Raw genomic sequence first — 18157 nt, 5'->3', positions numbered from 1 at the left:
ATAGGAAGTGCTTCAATTTTGAGCCGTTCGCCCTTTAAAATGTTTCGAATCGCCCCATTCACCATAACCAATTTCGCTGCCGGCCATTTCAATTCGAGCCTCCAGACAATTGCGGCAAAGTTCTGCATCTTCATCCAAACACGGTTTATCTTCATATAACTGATATTCCTTTCGGAAATCGCAAGGAGTTAGATTTGGCATAATCACGTTAGCTCCAATTTTCAAGGCTTTTTCTCTCCCAACCGGATCAATGGCTTGCAAAGCAGTAGCCGCAGCAATATTAATATCGGGCATGAGCAGCCGCAAAGCCGCTATCATTTTTAAAGCCAGGTCGAATCGGCCTTGCTTCGACGCCAACTGCCGGCGGTACGCATACAAGGGCGTATCTTCATGCTCAATATAAGGTCCCATGCCAACCATATCGACATCCAGTTTTTTCAGAAAAAGCAGGTCTTCAGCCAGGTGGCCGGTCTCCTGAAAAGGTAAGCCAATCATCACTCCGGTTCCAACCTGGTAGCCACATTCCTTCAATGAGCTCAGGCATTCCAGTCGTTTGTCAAATGAGTGCAAGGGGTTATTGGGATGAATTTTATAGTATAAATCAGCGTTGGAGCTTTCAATACGCAACAAGTATCGATGAGCACCACTCTCAAACCAGCGCTGGTACGTTTCCGGTTTTTGCTCCCCACAGGAAAGGGTAATTCCCAACTCATCATTCGACAATCTTTTGATGGATTTCACCAAGCGATCAACCCGATTGATAAACACCGGTGACGACAACTCACCCGACTGCAGAACAACCGAGCCAAAGTGATTTTCCCAGGCAAAATGACAGGCAGCCAGTATTTCATCATCGCTTGCTTCGTAGCGAACCACCTTTTCATTACTCTTCCGGATGCCGCAGTAAAGACAGTCTTTCGAGCAAATATTCGAAAACTCAACCAATCCGCGGAAAAAAACCTTCTTCCCAACGACCTCAAGCTTTTTTGCCTGGGCTGCTTCAAACAACAATTGCCGGTCATCCCCTTCTGCTTCCAACAGACGAATTAAATCGGCTTTTGAAAACATTTCCTGTGCGACTATTTCCTGAACTTTTTTCACGCCACGAAGATAAACAAATCCTAAATTAAGAAATACCAAATCCATTAGGAATGACTCGTTCTTAACTTTTATCGATATGGAAAAGTTTGTCTTAACAGCATCAAGAATCGCAAAGATCCCGTCATCACTAAAAAGATCTATTTAAATATTCACCTGGGATTTCAGGAAGAGTGTAAAAAGCTCAATTAATTTCAACTTCGAAGAACTGATATTGTGAAATGATGTTTTCCCTTTCTATGCGACTTCGAACTCCTGCTCATCGATCAATTCATGCCTAAACCATCTGTAAGCCCTGATTGTTCGATAAAAAAAAGTTATGGGCTAAAGCCCGTACGCTCTAGTGCGATGACTAACCCCGGGATTAATCCCGGGGTTAGTGAATGCCGGATACGACACGGGCTTTAGCCCATCATTTGAAATTTGAACCGGACACTAATGAAGAAAAATACGAAATGGCTGAATTGAAGACAACTCCAAACGACCGATCAGTGGAAAATTTCCTGAACGAAATTGAACCCGGGCAAAAACGGAAAGACGGCTTCCGACTGCTTGAAATCATGAAAAAATTAACGAATAGCCAACCCCAAATGTGGGGTGAAAGTATTATTGGTTTTGGAACTTATCATTACAAATATGCCAGCGGACGCGAAGGAGACTGGTTTGTAACAGGATTCTCGCCCCGTAAACAAAACCTGTCCATTTACCTGATGTCATGTGAAAATGATAAAAGGCTGGCTGATTTATACAAAAAACTCGGGAAGCATAAAACAGGAAAAGCCTGCCTATACGTCAAAAAGCTGGAAGACATTGATGAAAGCGTATTGACCGAGATGATTAAAGAATCCATTCAATCGATGAAAGAAAAATACCCGGATATGACAATCTGAAAATAACTCTGTATGGCTCAGAAGCACCTATTCAGATTCGTTTTAAATAGGTTTTTAGTTTGATCCAATTTGCCCAAACTATTGTACTTTTGCAGCTAAACCTGCGGGAAGGTCAACCGACTGACTTCAAGGGGGAAGTACGAAATATCCATCAGTTACAACTACTGTTCTTTGTCATGAGCAGTATTTTGTATTGCTACTCCCCTATTCCTGCACAAAAAAAAAGATCATGAATACACAGAATCGTCTAGGTTTTGTAGGAATAATTATTGAAGATCGTGAACAGTCAGCAGGTATTGTAAACGAAATACTTAGCGATCATGCCGACTTAATTCTTGCCCGAACAGGCATTCCCAAAATAAAGGGAAATACATCAGTTATCACATTAGTTGTAAACAGCAACACCGACGAAATAGGAAAACTTACCGGCCGACTGGGTGCAATCAATGGCGTCCAGGTAAAATCAGGATTGGCAAAAAAATAAAACCATGCATACAACAACGCAATCGTTCATCAACGAACAGGAAATAAACACCATCTTAGAAAAACATCGTCAACCAGGCCTGGAGGAAGTGAATGAGGTGCTGGCCAAAGCCAAAGAAATGAAAGGGCTGGATTTGCACGATGTGGCTGTATTAACCAGCATAAATGATCGGACGCAGTTACAGGAACTTTTTGAAACAGCCAATCATATTAAAGAAACCATTTATGGAAAGCGGCTGGTAATTTTCGCTCCGCTGTACATCTCGAACCTCTGTGCCAACGAATGTACCTACTGCGCATTCCGGGCTAAAAACAAAGCCATTGTCCGACGTTCATTATCGCAGCAAGAGATTAAACAGGAAACCGAAATGCTGATTAAGCAGGGTCATAAGCGAGTGCTTTTAGTAGCCGGAGAATCTTATCCCAACCAACGTTTTCAATATGTGCTGGACTCGGTTCGCTCGGTATACGAGGCTAAGCACAACAATGCAGAAATCCGGCGTGTAAACGTCAATGTAGCTCCTCTTTCGGAAGATGAATTCAGGCTGCTTAAAAATGAGAAGATCGGCACGTACCAGATTTTTCAGGAAACCTATCACCGGCCAAGCTATAAAAAAGTGCACCTGGGCGGACTGAAAGCAAATTACGACTGGCGAATTACTGCGCTGCACCGCGCCATGGAAGCCGGCATTGATGATGTGGGTATTGGTGTTCTGTTTGGGCTGTACGATTACCGCTTTGAACTACTGGCCATGATGCAGCATATTGCTGAGCTGGAGCGTGTTTTTGGTGTTGGCCCGCATACAATTAGCGTTCCACGCCTGGAGCCGGCAACCGGTTCCGACACCGCATCAAACCCACCCTACCCCGTTGGCGACCTCGAATTTCGCAAAATTGTGGCCATCCTTCGCCTGGCAGTTCCATACACCGGCATCATCATGTCGACCCGCGAAACCGCCAAAATGCGATCGGAGACCTTTGCATTGGGCGTGTCGCAGATTTCAGCCGGCAGCCGGACCAACCCCGGGGGCTATGAGCACGAGGACGAGGTTTCCGGGCAGTTTAGCCTGGGTGATCACCGTCCGCTGGATGAGGTGATTCGCGATGTGGCACAAATGGGTTATGTTCCCTCATTTTGCACCGGATGTTACCGATTGGGGCGAACCGGGCAGGATTTTATGGACATTGCGAAGCCCGGAGCGATCAAAGCACACTGCGGCCCCAACGCTCTGTCGAGTTTTATGGAGTACCTCAATAATTATGCGTCGCCCGAAACATATAAAACAGGCATTCAACTAATCGAAAAGACCCTGGCGGAGATGGAAGGTCTGCCGGCCGACCGGGCCCGTAAGTTGGTTGACCGTGTAAAGCGGGGGCAGTCCGATGTTTTCTGCTAGCAAAGAATGACCATTTAAAGTACGCAAAACACAAGCGATGATTACACGAACTGAAACAGACTTTTTAGGCTCAAAGGAAATTCCGGCGGATGTGCTTTATGGAATCCATACGGCGCGTGCGCTGGAAAACTTTCAGCTGGCACAACGCCCCGTCAACCCGGAGTTGGTGAAAGCCTATGGCTGGGTGAAGCTGGCCTGCGCACAAATCAACCGAAAGTTGGGGTACTTTAACGATGATGAAAAAGCGGACGCCATTGAACGTGCTTGCCAGGAGATGGCCAACGGACAGCTGACCGACCATGTTCTTGTTGACGCACTGCAAGGAGGCGCCGGAACATCAACCAATATGAATGTGAATGAAGTAATTGCCAACCGCGCACTGCAGCTGGCAGGGAAACCGCTTGGTGATTATGAAACAATCTCTCCTCTCAACGATATCAACCTGCATCAATCTACCAATGACACGTATCCAACCGCTTTAAAACTTGCCGCTATCTTTCTGCTTCGCCGATTAGAGCAGGCGGTTTTAGAGTTACAGGAAACCTTTCAGCAAAAAGAAAAAGAGTTTACCGATGTCGTTAAACTCGGGCGAACACAACTACAGGATGCCGTACTAACCACGCTGGGGCGCGAGATGGCCGCTTACGCGGAAGCCTTCAACCGCGATCGCTGGCGGATTTACAAATGCGAAGAACGATTACGAGTAGTCAATTTGGGTGGAACAGCGATTGGTAGTGGCCTGGGTGCTCCCCGTCAATTTATTTTCCAGGTAACCGACCGACTGCGGGAGCTTACAAATACATCGCTGGCACGAGCCGAAAATCTGGTTGAAAGCACGCAGAATGCCGATGTTTTTGTTGAAGTGTCCGGTATTTTGAAAGCTTGTGCCAGCAACCTGATTAAAGTATCCAACGACTTGCGCTTGTTGTCCAGTGGCCCCGATGCCGGATTTGGAGAAATCAACCTTCCCCCGGTTCAGGCGGGCTCTTCCATGATGCCCGGAAAAGTGAACCCGGTAATACCCGAAGCTACCATCCAGGCAGCCATGCAGGTCATTGGCAACGACACGGTAATTACACAGGCGGCGTCAAATGGCACCCTCGAACTCAACCCCTTTATGCCCGTTATTGCGCACACGCTTCTCGAAAACCTTCAGCTGCTCGAGCGCGCCATTCGCGGGTTCAACAACAAATGTGTTCGGGGAATATCGGCCAATTCCGATAAATGTAAAGCGCAAGTCCTGAACTCAACGGCTATTATTACGGCATTGATTCCGGCACTGGGTTATGAAAAATGCACCCAAGTTGCTCAACAGTCTCAGGACAAGAAAGTGAGTATTCGCCAGCTTGTTCTGACTGAAAAATTACTTACAGCAAGTGAATTTGAAGCGCTGATCACTCCTGAAGCAATCAATAAATTAGGGTTTTAAGTAAGTTGGTTAAAAACAAGAATAATTCTAAATAAATGTTAAAGCTGTTTTTATTTAGAATTATTCTTGATAAATTGCTCCCGTTATAAACTTTAAAAACGAGAAATTATGAAAAAGTTAATTTTAATGTTGGCAATTGTTTTCGCTTTTGGTGTATCAGCTAGTTATGCTGTTAATGTTCAGGAAACAAAAACTGAGCAAGTAAGCACAATGAGCAAGGATGATAAAGAGAAGAAAGAAGCAAAAGCTGACAAAAAAGAAGAATGTGAAAAGAAAAAAGCCTGCTGTGAGAAAAAATCTAGCTGCGATAAGAAAGCAAGCGACGACAAAGAATAAGACTTTTATAACATACTTCAGAAAGCCGGTTAACGCCGGCTTTTTTTATGGCCATTCGTGGTCAAAAGTCTCCTCCATATTTTCAACGTTTGCCTTCCTGCAAAGTTCCAATTGTCCCGTCTTACCCCCAACAAATCATCCTGCTACCATTGGGAGCTGCCCTGCCAGGCTGGAAATACGTCAATAAGAGCAGCATCTCATCCACTCATAACAGAGACAATCACGATTCATGAAAGCCGAATAAAGGTCAGCAGGGAAACACCCAACTTCTGGTTGACCATGCGCCACGGAACAACCCTTCTGCCACGTGGAATAAGCTTGCTGACCGATGGAATAATAGATATTCTCTAAGTCAGAATGATTATTCCATAGAGAATAACAATGATTCCAAAGGGAATAATGATGCTGACCTGTGGAATGGTCTTGCTGCTATATAAAATCGTCGTTCAGCAACGCGGAATAGCTTTGCTGCGCTGTGTCAGAAGGCCTCTGCGCGATGGAATAAGAGCTATTTCCAACATCAAAAGCACCCAAAAGCCTTATTAATATTGGGAGATGAAGCTTTTTCAATCCTCAGCAACAAGGGTCAGCTTGGTTTTGTATCTGTTACTTTTTGTTCCCTTCCGATGAAGAAATAAAGTAGCGCACCTATTATCGAAAGAAAAACCACGATAATCACCCAGATTAGTTTATTATTCCCTTCAAAATCACTTTTTAAAATGTCGATAAGTGCAATCAGCGGAATAAGTAAAATGAAGAGTAAAAGAATCAGTAAGATCACGATTTCTAAACCACCAATAAATCCAAGAATTGTCATCATCATTTCAATTTAAAGATTATACTCAGGTATGTTGATTTCTACGTTTGTTACATCTGTTACACCACTTGCCAAAGGATTACACCAGGTAAGTTGGTTGTTGGACAGTCTGAGGTCACTTGTCTGCAGTTAGGTGGGATTTCCAACAGAAATCCTGTCAGACCGCTAAAATCCCCGCCTGCCACATCCAATTATTATGGGCTGAATTTAATTCTTAATTTCATTTTCAATTAATGTTTTACACTCAAATTGGTATATGTAAAAACCTGATAAAAAATCTGCGAAAGGCTCCATTTGTCCTTTTCTAAATTTTATTTTTAATTCGTTAGGATTTTTGAAAGCATAATTTAAAATCATTATTACAACATCTGCTCGGTCTTTCATTTGGATAACTGTAGTTACTAACTCATCGTCAACGGAACCATATTTTTTTAAGAAATCATTAAGGGCTGCTCTTGTGTTTTTCACATTCCAAAGAGCATTTGCTATATAGGCTATTTGTTGACCATTAGAATTGTACATGTTACTACCTTCAAGCATTTTTGAATTTTGAAATGCTTTTTCAAGCTCAATATCTAAATCGCTGTCAAAGTATTTACTAGCATCTTGAATTTGAAGATTTCTGATTTGCTTAATTAGTTTGTCTTCTCCAAGCGCATTCAGATATTCCGTTAAGAAGGCGTCTGTGTATTTTATAGCTCCCGATGCCTCCATGGAAATTCTTCTTACAACTTCATTTCGCCTTGTTTCAGATTTCGGCGGGAATATTGCAATCCAAGTGATATCTATTATTAGCCCAATAATTCCACCCAATATTAGTGTTAACAGCGGTATGACTTTAGGTTGATGATAAAAGCAATATTGCGAAAATCTCAATCTCTTATTTTTGCACTGTTTATTTTTCGTCGAAATTGCTTGACAACTATTTTTCGTATTTATTGCCATATTTTAATGCATGTTGTATCTAACGTTCTAGAATATGCAAAGTATGCGATTGCGGGCTTCAAACTTATCAAGCCGTTACAAAGTTGAAGCGGGCTAAAACCGCTTAGTTTACTGTTATTACGCCTATTTTGTATATACATTGTGCGTCGGCTTTTATTCTTCAAATTCAACCGTTGTTATCAATTCCTCTGTTTCTTGATTATCATCGCTTTGCATTGCTTCTGAGGCTCTCTCAAGACTATAGACTGGAGCTTCCCGAACTCCGATACGTCTATTGCCAGAATCAAATTTCCAAAATTCAATAATTGTTATGTTTCGCTTTCTTGGCTCCATAAACAAAGAGAAATCTAAGGTGTATGCTTCAAATCTCCCTTTTCTTCCGGAAGCAGCAGACGTGTCTGGTTCTACAATATGTAATAATTTAAAATCCATAAGTTGTTGAATTAACTCATGGGCAGATGAATGCATTTGGCATTCATCTTGTGAAATTAAAAAACATGTTCTCTTCTTTTCTTGTAAACAAAACCTCATTAAGTCCCTGTAAACTCTTTCTAAAGAATCAGCATCATTTGAAGCATCTTTTCTTAAATTTTTAAGTTTCTTGCGATAAGATAAAGAACTTGCTGCCTTCCAAATATTTGTTGGTGTTATATACTCTTCTCTACCTACTGATAATGCATTATCTACAGCATCAACGAATATTGTAAGAAAATCTCTTGGAACTCCACCAGAAGCGATAACTAATTTTTCAAAAGCCTGTTGATTAAAAAGCTCTGTCACCGGGTCTTTCAAATCTACTTTTTCAGCTAATGAATTTAACATTTGAGATATATAAGTACTTGTTGAATTTAAATCTTCAAGTGTCCTATCCAAATTTATTTCTTCAATATCTTCCTGCAATTCAACACCGATAGTTTGTCCGTCATTTCGCATATATTCTGTTCTATGCCGAACCGTTCCAACTTTTAGATAATAATTTGTCCCGCGCAATAATCTATGCAAATAATCAATCACATCTGGTTGTTTATCCCTCTTAATTAAGTAGTAATCATCAAGAAATACGAATGAGGATGAGAAGTTTGTTTTATCCAATGCATCAACTAATGATTGTTTATAATCACTCAAATATCTTTCAAGAGTATCTAATTTCCACTCCTGAAATTCACTAATCTGACCAGTACTATATGATTTGCTTGCACCAGCTCTAAATCCATGGTAGCTACCACCACCATCATATTTACTATCTTGTTTTTCTTCTTTTTTAACACTTCGATTTTCGGCTTGACTTAGTAGTTTTCTTAGATTATCAATATGTTTCTGAATATCATTTTTCCTACCAATTATTCGTCTAAAACGTTTCTTTGCTGCTGGTGTCTTTTCCATAACAGAAAGAATCAACCGAATAAGTATGTCAGGATATCCAAGTCGTTTTATCTCATCGGTATCAATGTAGATAGGTAGTATATTGAGTTTTTTACATTCCTTGTTTTTAAAATGTACAACTAAACAGGATTTACCAGAACCCCTTCTGCCAAAAATAATTTGATGTTGTCTCGAACCTAACCTTTCCAAATGATTTGATACGTCGACATATACGGGGTCATGATTAGGTCTAATTCTAAATGAATCTCTAATAAGATTTTGTAGTTTCTTAACTTTTGTATCATTTAGCTTCATAATTTAATCAATTTGGTTGAGATAATGCTCCGTTCTAGTTGCCGTTCAACGTAAGTGTAATCCACCAGACGTATTATATTTCGCCTATATACTTTAAGAAATCACCTCGTTGCCACCAATTAGGGTGGATAAATGCAACACTAAAAAGGATCAGTGAATTTAACCATAACTTATTTACTAAACAATAGTTCTTTTTAGGAAGTTGTTAACACGTAGAATAATCAAACTGTCTCCTTGTTCGCTCGCAGCCGTGGGGTGAGTCGTTTAAAAACGATCGCTAACGGTACTCATCATTTTAAACCAAAATAATTGTCAACCATGCCGGTTAAATCAAAAAAATGGCAGGTTGGAGGCTCCGGGTCGCCAATTGGTTCAAAAAAGTTGCCAGTTGGCACAGAAAACTGGCCAATTGACGGGTCAATATGCCCAGGGGAGGGTCAGACCTGCCGGGGGATCAATAGAATCGGGGGTTTCAGCATTCTATACCAGTCTGCTGTGGAATCAAGGTAAGGATGACGAGTTCAAAGCACGGGGCAGTCAAGTTCCCAAGTTCGCCACCAGGCGAAAAACGCGTGGGCCGTCAAAACGCCCGGCCGAGGGTTCGGTTTGACTTGATTTTTCTTTGTTTCGTTTCTTTTCATCTAAGGAAAAGAAATGAAATGGGGCTTAGGGCAACGCCCCAACATAAGCTGCAAAAACCAGGCACAAGATATTAAAAAATAGAATCAAGAGTTTGGATGATGAAATGGTGAGATAGCGGCAACCCGCTGAAAGATCCTGAAACAAGTTCAGGATGACGAGTTCAAAGCACGGGGCAGTCAAGTCCCCAAGTTCGCCACCAGGCGAAACAAAACGGCCTGCGAGAGTTTTGATTAGAAAACAATAAGCTGACGATTACAAATTCCCAACGGCGAAAGTCCTCCCTTTCAGGCAACTTAGAGGTCTTGGGTTCTTTTTCTTCCCCAAAAACATTGATTCGCATCACGATCCTTTGTACTTTTCGGGCAAATTTGAATTGCATGAAAGCACCCAAATCATTTCGCTTGCACATCGGGCTTTTTGGCCGTCGCAATGTTGGTAAATCATCGATCCTGAATGCCCTGACCCAACAGGAGGTTTCCATTGTATCGGACGTTGCCGGAACCACAACCGACCCGGTAGAAAAGCCCATGGAACTGCTTCCCCTGGGGCCGGTACTATTTATCGACACCGCCGGAATCGACGACGAAGGGGCACTGGGCGAACAGCGAATTCAGAAAACACGAGCGGTTTTCGACCGAACTGATTTGGCTATCCTTATTTCGAATAGCAACGACTGGGGTGAGTTTGAAGAAAAAACGCTTCAGGAATTGAAAGAGCTGAACATTCCAATCATCGTCGTTTTTAACAAATCAGACTTGTACGACTCTGCTTTCGACACCATCAATATCCTCGAAAGTGTCAAGTTGCCGGTTATTGAAACCTCGGCAACAACGAAGGCCGGAATTGCCGAATTGCGCCAAACGATTTTGAAAAAAGCACCTGAAGATTTTATCAACCGCCCCAGCATTGTTGCCGATTTGGTTGGTCCGGGCGAAGCGGCCATTCTGGTTGTACCGATTGACAAAGAAGCTCCCAAAGGACGGCTGATTCTCCCGCAGGTTCAAAGTATCCGTGACTTGCTGGATGGCGACTCGTTTTGCATGGTGGTGAAAGAGCGTGAACTGCGCGAAGCCATTTCCAGATTTAACAAGCCGCCCAAGCTGGTCGTAACCGATAGTCAGGCTTTTTTAAAAGTAGCTGCCGACACGCCTCCCGAAATTCCGCTAACCAGCTTCTCCATTTTATTTGCCCGCCATCAGGGAGATTTGTCTGAAATGGTCAAAGGCGCTATGGCCATCGATAAGCTAAAAGCAGGCGACAAAGTGCTGATTGCCGAAGCTTGCTCGCACCACCCGATTGGCGAAGATATTGGCACGGTAAAAATACCACGCTGGCTCACTCAATATGTTGGTGGTAAATTGGAAATTGAACATATGCGGGGGCACGACTTTCCTCCAAACCTGAGTGACTATAAAATCATTATTCACTGTGGAGCCTGCATGTGGAACCGTCGTGCAATGCTTTCGCGTATTATGAAAGCTAAACAAGCAGGAGTTCCGCTAACCAATTATGGGTTGACCATTGCCTATTCGTTGGGTATTTTCGAACGGGCACTTCAGCCATTTCCTGCGGCACTGGAAGTCTATAAGAACGGACGTTAAGAACTATTTTTTCCCGACTTAGACTTATGAAACTTCGTTTTGCTGTTGTAAATGATATAAGCAACGAACAAGATCAAACTCAAAGCCGACACCCCAATTAAGCCTGTTTTCATTCGATCGTTGTTTTCGCCAAAATAGCCAATCAAAGCAGCCAAAGGAAAGATTCCTGCTAATGTTGCGCCAATAAACCGCCAATATCCCATTTGCAAAATGCCGCCTACAAAACTAATGGCATCGTTTGACAGAAAAGGAGCCAGGCGCGTAATGACTACTGCCCACACACCGTATTTTTCAACGTAAAATTTTAATTGTTTTTCTTTCTGGCCTCCTATTAAACGAGCGATTGCTATTTCTCCAAGATAGCGGCCGATCAGGTAGCCTATACTTGAAGCAACTGCTACGGCAGCCACGGAGATTAAAGTTCCCCAATAAGAGCCATAGGCCAGCACCGAAACAAGCATGAGCAAAGGAGATGGAATAATGAGTAAAAACATCTGAAACACCATTGCTGATATGATAAAAACCGGCCCCCAAAAACCAAGCTTACCAACCCAGTTTGATATTCGCTGATTATTATCGCTGGTCAATATTTCAAAAGCCTCTTTAAAAAAGCTATTTACGTCTGGAACAGTGAAATAAAGTAATACAATCGAAAGTAATAATCCTAAACTCATGTAGAGTGGCCACCGACTTTTTTTCACACGCTTTTCCTGGTTTATCTTTGTCATTCAAACTCGTATTAATGAAATCTACTGCCGATTACCAGAAGAATCCTGTAATAAAAGAAACTTCCTTTGCTTCTTTCAGCACCGATCCGCCTTCCAGCCAATTCGGAAAAACTTTACCCAACCCTTCAACCATAAATTGAATGGCAATTGCTGTTACAATAATTCCAAAAACCCGGGTAAATACTGTAAAAACAATATCATCAACCTTTTTCTCTAAAAACGGCGAAGACAAAAATACCAGGAACAGGACCAAGAACGTGACGAGAACAACGCCAATCAAAAAAGCATAATCAGTAGCAGATGTCGCTTTTGTGCCAAATAAAATCACGGTTGTAATTGAGCCGGGGCCAGCAAGCATGGGAATAACCAAAGGGACAAACACCTTATGGAAGCGTTGTTTGGCAACTGACATATTTGTCTTTCCATCTTCATTTCGGTCTGTCAATTGCGATGCCGATCCCTGAACCATGGAAATGCCTGTGTACAGCAGCAAAATTCCACCTGCGATCTTAAATACCTGCAAATTGATAGAAAAAACCTCAAGCAACAATCTGCCCGCTACCAAAAAAACAGACAAAATCATTACGGCAGACAAAATCAACAGAAAAGCAATCCGATGCCGAATAGAGCTGACGGCATCATTGGTCAGGTCACTCCATACCGGCCAAATTCCAATTGGGTTTACAATAGCGAACATGGCAACCAGGAAATTTATATAGTAATCCCAATTCATATCATTTCTTTATGTATGTTTTCTCGAAAAATCATTTTCTTAACTCTTAGTCATGCAAACAAGAACACGATTAGATAGTTGAAACGAGCATGTAAAAATATTCACACGCAGGAGCACGATTATTTTAAGCGAGTTCCATGTGTTGCAAAAAATAAACAATTATAAACACATGAAAACAGACCTTGAAATATTACCATGAATTTATTCCTTTCCGATCTCACTTCAGATCTCTGCTCCTGTTTTCTGATTCAAACCAACGGATGGACAACAACCTCATATGAGTCAATTAAAGAAAAAATTGAGCAAGAACGATAACCAAAATAAGAGCAATCAGAAAAACATAGGAATAGGGACTTGCAAAGTTCAATGTTTTACCAAACGCAGGGTAAAGTTTAGGAACAAGTAATCTTGGATCTTTTCGGTTAAAGTAAAAAGGTCCTCTCCAATTGTTCGGGTTTTTACTCATCGAATCCAACTTGTTGGGCTCGTATTTTGTCTTCATCTTTAATATTTTATCGCTTTTACATCAGTTATAACTATGTCAAATTAGACAAAATTACAAGAAGAATCATCAAAATTAAATGCCCCTTTAACCGATAAGGGTATTGTTCTGTAGAATTGTCTTTTAGTAAATGGCTTTTTTTTGCTTAATTTAGCAAACACCATTTTTATTCTGAATCAACAAACAACAACACGTATTCGATATGAAAATCCTGCTTTTAACCCTGCTCATTTTTTCACTCGCTTCAGTTGGAATTGCCCAGGAACGCTATCTGGAACAAATTACCGACTCGGTAAAAACCGACACCTACACCTACGCCCAAAAAGATGGTGAAGAATTAGACCTTGATATATACACACCTGCTTTCGACAGCGAGCTGGAACGTCCGGTAATTATTTATGTGCATGGAGGCGGTTTTTCCGGTGGCACTCGAAACGGGAAAAACACAATTGCCTTTTGTAAACGAATTGCAGAACGCGGTTTTGTTGTGGTTTCAATGAGCTATCGTTTAACCAGAAAAGGAACTGAAACCGCTTTCGGATGCGACTGCCCCGCCAACGAAAAGTTGAGCACAATAGCCAGTGCCGTTGAAGACGTTCAGGACGCCACTTTTTTTCTCATTCAAAACCGGGAAACATTTGGGATCGATCCTCAAAACATTATTCTGGCAGGTAGCAGTGCTGGCGCAGAAACTGTTTTAGCAACAGCTTACGAACCACCTTATTGCTACGGATTAGATTCTGGTCCTGTTTCTTATGCCGGTGTTGTTTCCATGGCGGGAGCAATAGCCGACACTGCAAGAATCTATGATGAATCAGCCGTCCCGTCTTTACTTTTTCATGGCACCTGCGACAATCTTGTCCCCTACGCCACAGCTCCGCATCATTACTGCGATGAAAGCAAGGCCGGTTATCTGATTTTACATGGAGCTAAAACCATCGCAAACAAACTTCATCAACTAAACAAACCTTACTGGCTGTACACTTTTTGCGGAGGAAATCACAGTGTAGCCGGATCTCCAATGACCAACCAATTGGAAGAAATAATGACATTTTGCTATAACTTTGTGCTTCATGGTTCGAAAGACCAAATCCATACGGTTGTTCCGGGAGAGCATAACTGTGACTATCCCGCTTTTGGTTTCTGCAACGAATAAACTTAACATCAATGAGAGCTTCACTAGTATTCGCCATGCTTTTACTAACAATCCTAAATTCGGCATTCTCGCAAACAGCGAAGGTTGTTACTTACAATATCCGATATAATAATGAAGGTGATGGTATTAATGCCTGGCCAAATCGCAAATTCCAGGTAACCGACTTACTTCGGTTTCATGAAGCTGATATTATTGGTCTTCAGGAAGCTTTGTACGGACAAGTTACTGATATTTCGTTGCAAATGCCGGGCTTTGACCAAGTAGGTGTTGGCCGTGACGACGGGAAAGCTGCCGGCGAGTACTCCCCGATTTTCTACGATAGTAGAAAGTATCAGCTTAAAGACCATGGTTGGTTTTGGCTCTCTGAAACACCAACATACCCGAGTTTAGGATGGGATGCTGCCTGTAAGCGCATTTGCACTTACGCCTTACTGGAGAACTACGATAAACGGAAATCAGTCTGGGTGTTTAACACTCATTTTGATCATGTTGGAGAGGTCGCCCAATTTAATTCAGTCCGAATTATTCTACAAAAAATAGATCGGTTGAATGAGAAAAATTACCCGGTAATTTTAATGGGCGATTTAAATCTCACTCCCAATCAAAAACCAATTAAGATCATTGAAACGGAATTTTTCGATAGCAAAAAAGTGTCGGAGCAAGCTCCCTATGGTCCCGAAGGAACATTCAACGGGTTCGATTTCAACAGCGAGTTAAAAAGGCGTATCGACTATATTTTTGTAAAAGGGAAGCTAGATGTTAAGAAGTATGGTGTGTTGACTGACTCCTACGAACAACGCTATCCTTCAGATCATTTGCCCGTTTTGATTGAAGTTGAGCTATAGTGTCTGAACATTTCGCCTGTTTTTTCTGTCTATTTATCCAATGCAAGTTGATTACCTCATCATTGGACAAGGATTGGCCGGGAGTTTACTGATCCACGAATTAAACAAAGTCGGCAAAAGCTACTTCGTATTTGATAACCCAGATCTGAAAAAAGCGTCAGATGTTGCTGCGGGAATTATTAATCCCGTTGTTTTTAGACGAATGACCAAAAGCTGGCTCATTGATGAGCTGTATCCACAGCTTCAAAAAACCTATGCCGAACTTGAAACATTTTTGGGAGTGAAACTATTTTACCCGATTCCAATAAAGAAAGTACTGGGTGAAGGTGATGCCGGGTTATGGATGAAAAAATACATTGACAATGATTTACAGGATTACGTCCACTCTGCGATTGAATATGATCATAATCAGTCCATAAACAATAACTTTGGAATGGGGCTGGTTGAAAAAAGTGCCAGAATTGACTTAAAGCTTCTTATTGAAAAAATGAAAAGCCTGCTTGAACAACAGGCACGAATTCGATTCGAAAAAATAAACTTTCAGGATGTAGAGCTTACAAACGATCAAGTTAGTTATCAGGACATCTTGGCCGACAAGATTATTTTTTGTGAAGGACATGCCGTTTCAGACAATCCCTATTTTCAGGATATCAAATTTAAACATACCAAAGGAGAGGTACTCCGTATAAAAACAGAAAACTTTTCAGCCAACTTTATATTGAACAAAGCAATTTTTCTCATGCCCGAAGGACGGCAGTTTTACCGACTGGGAGCAACTTACGATTGGGACAATTTATCGCTAGAAACAACGCAACAGGCCAAAGACGAATTGCAAGAAAAATTGAACAAGGTATTCAACGATCGCTATCAGATTTTAGATCAGCAGGCGGGTATTCGCCCAACAACTCACGATCGTCGGCCGGTCATCGGCATTCATCCTAAATACAACCGGATAGGTATTTTTAATGGGCTGGGCTCGAAAGGAACCATGCTCGGTCCCTATTTTGCCAAACAGTTCTGCGATTATCTTTGTGGTAAAACAGACGGCCTTCATCCTGAAGTCAACTTAGTTCGCTACTTTCATAAATAAATTAAATACGCTATTGATACAAAACGGATATGCTTTTTCATTTACGAGCAACTTTGTCATTGGTTAATCGTTTCTAAGCAAAATTTGATTATAAAAAACTTGATCGAAGCAAAATTCTGGAACATTCGTTCACAAAGCTTATATTTGTTACTGTTTTAGATATATTATAATCTATACCGAATAGCAACAAATCTAACCATGAGCAAAACAGTTTTAATCATTTTAGGCCTGCTGGTAGCTTTTGTTGGTCGCAAGCAATCACCAACCGATTTAACCAATAACAACGTTATTCCAAGGCCAGTGATAATTTCCGCTACCGGAAATTCATTTCAGTTAAATGAGAGTACTTCAATTTACATAACAGTCAATTTGCCTGAGCTAAACCAATCAGCAAAATACTTGAGAGAAAAGTTACAAGCTGCAACGGGATATGAACTCAAAATAATCCCAACTAAAGAAACTCCTTCATCTGGCATTTATCTTACTACAGTTAATAATGAAGAACTAGGGAGTGAAGGTTATGAGCTGCTCATTGAAAAGAAGTTGCTTACTTTAAAAGCCAATAATGCTGAAGGAGTTTTTAGAGGAATCCAAACCATTCGGCAACTCTTGCCTGTTGCAATTGAAAAATCTTCAGTTCAAAAAATAGCATGGAAGATTCCCACCGGAACTATCCGTGATTTCCCGAAGTACGAATATCGCGGAACGATGCTGGATGTTGCCCGCCACTTCCTCGGTGTTGAAGATGTCAAGCACTACCTCGACCTGATGGCCTATTACAAATTTAATGTTATGCACCTGCACTTGACCGATGATCAAGGCTGGCGAATTGAGATTAAATCGTGGCCTAAGTTAACTGAAATTGGAGGAAGCACTGAAGTTGGAGGTGGCAAAGGAGGATTCTTCACTCAGGAACAATATGCTGACATTGTGAATTATGCTGCAGATCGTTACATCACAATTATTCCTGAAATTGACATGCCCGGACATACAAATGCAGCACTTGCCTCATACCCCGAACTGAACTGTAATGGACAGGCAACTAAACTATACACAGGTACTAAAGTTGGTTTTAGCACCCTTTGCACCAATAGGGAAATTACCTATGAATTTATTGATGACGTGATTGGCGAACTGGCAAAATTGACTCCTGGGCCATACCTTCACATTGGTGGTGACGAGTCTCACGCGACAAAAACAGATGACTACATTCCTTTTATCGAGCGCGTTCAAGACATCGTTTATAAGCATGGTAAAATCATGATCGGATGGGATGAAATTACCTTGGCAAAGTTGAACAAACGCAGTATTGCACAGTATTGGGCGAGTGCTGAAAACGCAAAAAATGCGATTCAGCAAGGTGTAAAGATAATCATGTCGCCAGCGCGAAAAGCTTATTTAGATATGCAGTACGATTCCCTTTCTCCGCTTGGTTTGCATTGGGCAGGGTACATCGAAGTGGACACCGGTTACAAGTGGAATCCGGCAACACTGGAAACAGAAATTGGCCGTGAAAACATTCTGGGAATCGAAGCGCCACTGTGGACCGAAACGGTTACCAATCGTGCTGATATGGAATACCTGATATTTCCACGATTAGCCGGCTATGCAGAAATTGGATGGTCGCCAACCGACGGAAAAAGCTGGAACGAATATAAGCATCGACTGGCTTCACATGGCAACCAATACGACATCTGGGGAATCAATTATTATCGATCGAAACTCGTTCCGTGGAGCAAGGAATAATAAAAACGCTAAAATTAATTGGCAATTAACTTCCGATGATGC

General features: G+C 41.7%; 19 protein-coding genes. 12 read left to right on the top strand and 7 right to left on the bottom strand.

Annotation, left to right across the window (positions count from 1 at the left end):
• Nucleotides 1-12: 12 nt before the first annotated feature.
• Nucleotides 13-1146 (bottom strand): [FeFe] hydrogenase H-cluster radical SAM maturase HydE, encoded by a 1134-nt coding sequence (gene hydE / locus GR929_RS11785; RefSeq protein WP_159520037.1) that lies wholly within the window; start codon nucleotides 1144-1146, stop codon nucleotides 13-15.
• A 335-nt stretch (nucleotides 1147-1481) separates the two neighbouring features.
• Between hydE and GR929_RS11780 the strand changes: the two genes are divergently transcribed.
• From GR929_RS11780 to GR929_RS21900, 7 genes are all read left to right on the top strand, one after another.
• Nucleotides 1482-1988: a DUF1801 domain-containing protein gene (locus GR929_RS11780; RefSeq protein ID WP_201300987.1), complete on the top strand. Its 507-nt coding sequence runs from the start codon at nucleotides 1482-1484 to the stop codon at nucleotides 1986-1988.
• Nucleotides 1989-2217: 229 nt separating this feature from the next.
• On the top strand, nucleotides 2218-2472 hold the full coding sequence (locus tag GR929_RS11775) for a TM1266 family iron-only hydrogenase system putative regulator (RefSeq protein WP_159520035.1): 255 nt from the start codon (nucleotides 2218-2220) through the stop codon (nucleotides 2470-2472).
• A 4-nt stretch (nucleotides 2473-2476) separates the two neighbouring features.
• Nucleotides 2477-3868: a [FeFe] hydrogenase H-cluster radical SAM maturase HydG gene (hydG, locus tag GR929_RS11770; protein ID WP_159520033.1), complete on the top strand. Its 1392-nt coding sequence runs from the start codon at nucleotides 2477-2479 to the stop codon at nucleotides 3866-3868.
• Between the two features lie 37 nt (nucleotides 3869-3905).
• Entirely contained in the window at nucleotides 3906-5297 is a 1392-nt protein-coding gene (locus GR929_RS11765; protein WP_159520031.1) for an aspartate ammonia-lyase, read from the top strand.
• Nucleotides 5298-5405: 108 nt separating this feature from the next.
• The gene (locus GR929_RS11760; RefSeq protein WP_159520029.1) at nucleotides 5406-5633 is read left to right on the top strand and encodes a hypothetical protein; all 228 of its coding nucleotides are present in this window, start codon (nucleotides 5406-5408) and stop codon (nucleotides 5631-5633) included.
• 111 nt (nucleotides 5634-5744) lie between these two features.
• Nucleotides 5745-5984, top strand: a complete 240-nt coding sequence (locus tag GR929_RS11755) for a hypothetical protein (RefSeq protein ID WP_159520027.1) — start codon at nucleotides 5745-5747, stop codon at nucleotides 5982-5984.
• 30 nt (nucleotides 5985-6014) lie between these two features.
• The gene (locus GR929_RS21900) at nucleotides 6015-6179 is read left to right on the top strand and encodes a hypothetical protein (protein WP_235934315.1); all 165 of its coding nucleotides are present in this window, start codon (nucleotides 6015-6017) and stop codon (nucleotides 6177-6179) included.
• Between the two features lie 40 nt (nucleotides 6180-6219).
• Here the strand turns inward: GR929_RS21900 and GR929_RS11750 are convergent, their stop codons facing one another.
• From GR929_RS11750 to GR929_RS11740, 3 genes are all read right to left on the bottom strand, one after another.
• A complete protein-coding gene (locus tag GR929_RS11750) occupies nucleotides 6220-6456 on the bottom strand; it encodes a PLD nuclease N-terminal domain-containing protein (RefSeq protein ID WP_159520025.1) in 237 nt (78 codons plus the stop codon).
• Nucleotides 6457-6657: 201 nt separating this feature from the next.
• Entirely contained in the window at nucleotides 6658-7395 is a 738-nt protein-coding gene (locus GR929_RS11745; RefSeq protein ID WP_159520023.1) for a hypothetical protein, read from the bottom strand.
• Between the two features lie 153 nt (nucleotides 7396-7548).
• Entirely contained in the window at nucleotides 7549-9072 is a 1524-nt protein-coding gene (locus GR929_RS11740) for a hypothetical protein (protein ID WP_159520021.1), read from the bottom strand.
• Between the two features lie 1019 nt (nucleotides 9073-10091).
• On the opposite strand from GR929_RS11740, the gene hydF reads away from it, so the two are divergent.
• Entirely contained in the window at nucleotides 10092-11315 is a 1224-nt protein-coding gene (gene hydF, locus GR929_RS11735; RefSeq protein WP_159520020.1) for a [FeFe] hydrogenase H-cluster maturation GTPase HydF, read from the top strand.
• On the opposite strand, the gene GR929_RS11730 is transcribed toward hydF, so the two are convergent.
• The 3 genes from GR929_RS11730 to GR929_RS11720 all read right to left on the bottom strand — a co-directional run bounded on the left by GR929_RS11730 (nucleotide 11312) and on the right by GR929_RS11720 (nucleotide 13278).
• On the bottom strand, nucleotides 11312-12043 hold the full coding sequence (locus GR929_RS11730; RefSeq protein WP_159520018.1) for a TVP38/TMEM64 family protein: 732 nt from the start codon (nucleotides 12041-12043) through the stop codon (nucleotides 11312-11314). The two genes, hydF and GR929_RS11730, sit on opposite strands and share 4 nt — an antisense overlap.
• 31 nt (nucleotides 12044-12074) lie before the next feature.
• A complete protein-coding gene (locus GR929_RS11725) occupies nucleotides 12075-12776 on the bottom strand; it encodes a MarC family protein (protein WP_159520016.1) in 702 nt (233 codons plus the stop codon).
• Between the two features lie 286 nt (nucleotides 12777-13062).
• Complete coding sequence (locus tag GR929_RS11720) at nucleotides 13063-13278, bottom strand: DUF5808 domain-containing protein (protein ID WP_201300986.1); 216 nt, start codon at nucleotides 13276-13278, stop codon at nucleotides 13063-13065.
• Between the two features lie 202 nt (nucleotides 13279-13480).
• On the opposite strand from GR929_RS11720, the gene GR929_RS11715 reads away from it, so the two are divergent.
• From GR929_RS11715 to GR929_RS11700, 4 genes are all read left to right on the top strand, one after another.
• Entirely contained in the window at nucleotides 13481-14434 is a 954-nt protein-coding gene (locus GR929_RS11715; protein WP_159520014.1) for an alpha/beta hydrolase, read from the top strand.
• Nucleotides 14435-14445: 11 nt separating this feature from the next.
• Nucleotides 14446-15279 (top strand): endonuclease/exonuclease/phosphatase family protein, encoded by an 834-nt coding sequence (locus tag GR929_RS11710; protein ID WP_159520012.1) that lies wholly within the window; start codon nucleotides 14446-14448, stop codon nucleotides 15277-15279.
• A 40-nt stretch (nucleotides 15280-15319) separates the two neighbouring features.
• A complete protein-coding gene (locus GR929_RS11705; protein ID WP_159520010.1) occupies nucleotides 15320-16369 on the top strand; it encodes an NAD(P)/FAD-dependent oxidoreductase in 1050 nt (349 codons plus the stop codon).
• 198 nt (nucleotides 16370-16567) lie between these two features.
• Nucleotides 16568-18115: a beta-N-acetylhexosaminidase gene (locus tag GR929_RS11700; protein ID WP_159520008.1), complete on the top strand. Its 1548-nt coding sequence runs from the start codon at nucleotides 16568-16570 to the stop codon at nucleotides 18113-18115.
• Nucleotides 18116-18157: the final 42 nt, after the last annotated feature.

The sequence above is a fragment of the Sunxiuqinia indica genome, assembly GCF_009847015.1.
Taxonomy (GTDB): domain Bacteria; phylum Bacteroidota; class Bacteroidia; order Bacteroidales; family Prolixibacteraceae; genus Sunxiuqinia; species Sunxiuqinia indica.
Note: the sequence above shows the minus strand (reverse complement) of the source record. Positions and strands in the feature narration are given on the sequence as shown.

Excerpts from the sequence above, each read along its gene's own strand:
- GR929_RS11740 (WP_159520021.1), bottom strand. The coding sequence starts at position 9,072 with ATGAAGCTAAATGATACAAAAGTTAAGAAACTACAAAATCTTATTAGA.
- GR929_RS11780 (WP_201300987.1), top strand. The coding sequence starts at position 1,482 with ATGCCGGATACGACACGGGCTTTAGCCCATCATTTGAAATTTGAACCG.
- GR929_RS11715 (WP_159520014.1), top strand. The coding sequence starts at position 13,481 with ATGAAAATCCTGCTTTTAACCCTGCTCATTTTTTCACTCGCTTCAGTT.
- GR929_RS11765 (WP_159520031.1), top strand. The coding sequence starts at position 3,906 with ATGATTACACGAACTGAAACAGACTTTTTAGGCTCAAAGGAAATTCCG.
- hydE (WP_159520037.1), bottom strand. The coding sequence starts at position 1,146 with ATGGATTTGGTATTTCTTAATTTAGGATTTGTTTATCTTCGTGGCGTG.
- GR929_RS11750 (WP_159520025.1), bottom strand. The coding sequence starts at position 6,456 with ATGATGATGACAATTCTTGGATTTATTGGTGGTTTAGAAATCGTGATC.
- GR929_RS11720 (WP_201300986.1), bottom strand. The coding sequence starts at position 13,278 with ATGAAGACAAAATACGAGCCCAACAAGTTGGATTCGATGAGTAAAAAC.
- hydF (WP_159520020.1), top strand. The coding sequence starts at position 10,092 with ATGAAAGCACCCAAATCATTTCGCTTGCACATCGGGCTTTTTGGCCGT.
- hydG (WP_159520033.1), top strand. The coding sequence starts at position 2,477 with ATGCATACAACAACGCAATCGTTCATCAACGAACAGGAAATAAACACC.
- GR929_RS11725 (WP_159520016.1), bottom strand. The coding sequence starts at position 12,776 with ATGAATTGGGATTACTATATAAATTTCCTGGTTGCCATGTTCGCTATT.
- GR929_RS11775 (WP_159520035.1), top strand. The coding sequence starts at position 2,218 with ATGAATACACAGAATCGTCTAGGTTTTGTAGGAATAATTATTGAAGAT.
- GR929_RS11710 (WP_159520012.1), top strand. The coding sequence starts at position 14,446 with ATGAGAGCTTCACTAGTATTCGCCATGCTTTTACTAACAATCCTAAAT.
- GR929_RS21900 (WP_235934315.1), top strand. The coding sequence starts at position 6,015 with ATGATTCCAAAGGGAATAATGATGCTGACCTGTGGAATGGTCTTGCTG.
- GR929_RS11730 (WP_159520018.1), bottom strand. The coding sequence starts at position 12,043 with ATGACAAAGATAAACCAGGAAAAGCGTGTGAAAAAAAGTCGGTGGCCA.
- GR929_RS11700 (WP_159520008.1), top strand. The coding sequence starts at position 16,568 with ATGAGCAAAACAGTTTTAATCATTTTAGGCCTGCTGGTAGCTTTTGTT.
- GR929_RS11760 (WP_159520029.1), top strand. The coding sequence starts at position 5,406 with ATGAAAAAGTTAATTTTAATGTTGGCAATTGTTTTCGCTTTTGGTGTA.
- GR929_RS11745 (WP_159520023.1), bottom strand. The coding sequence starts at position 7,395 with ATGGCAATAAATACGAAAAATAGTTGTCAAGCAATTTCGACGAAAAAT.
- GR929_RS11705 (WP_159520010.1), top strand. The coding sequence starts at position 15,320 with ATGCAAGTTGATTACCTCATCATTGGACAAGGATTGGCCGGGAGTTTA.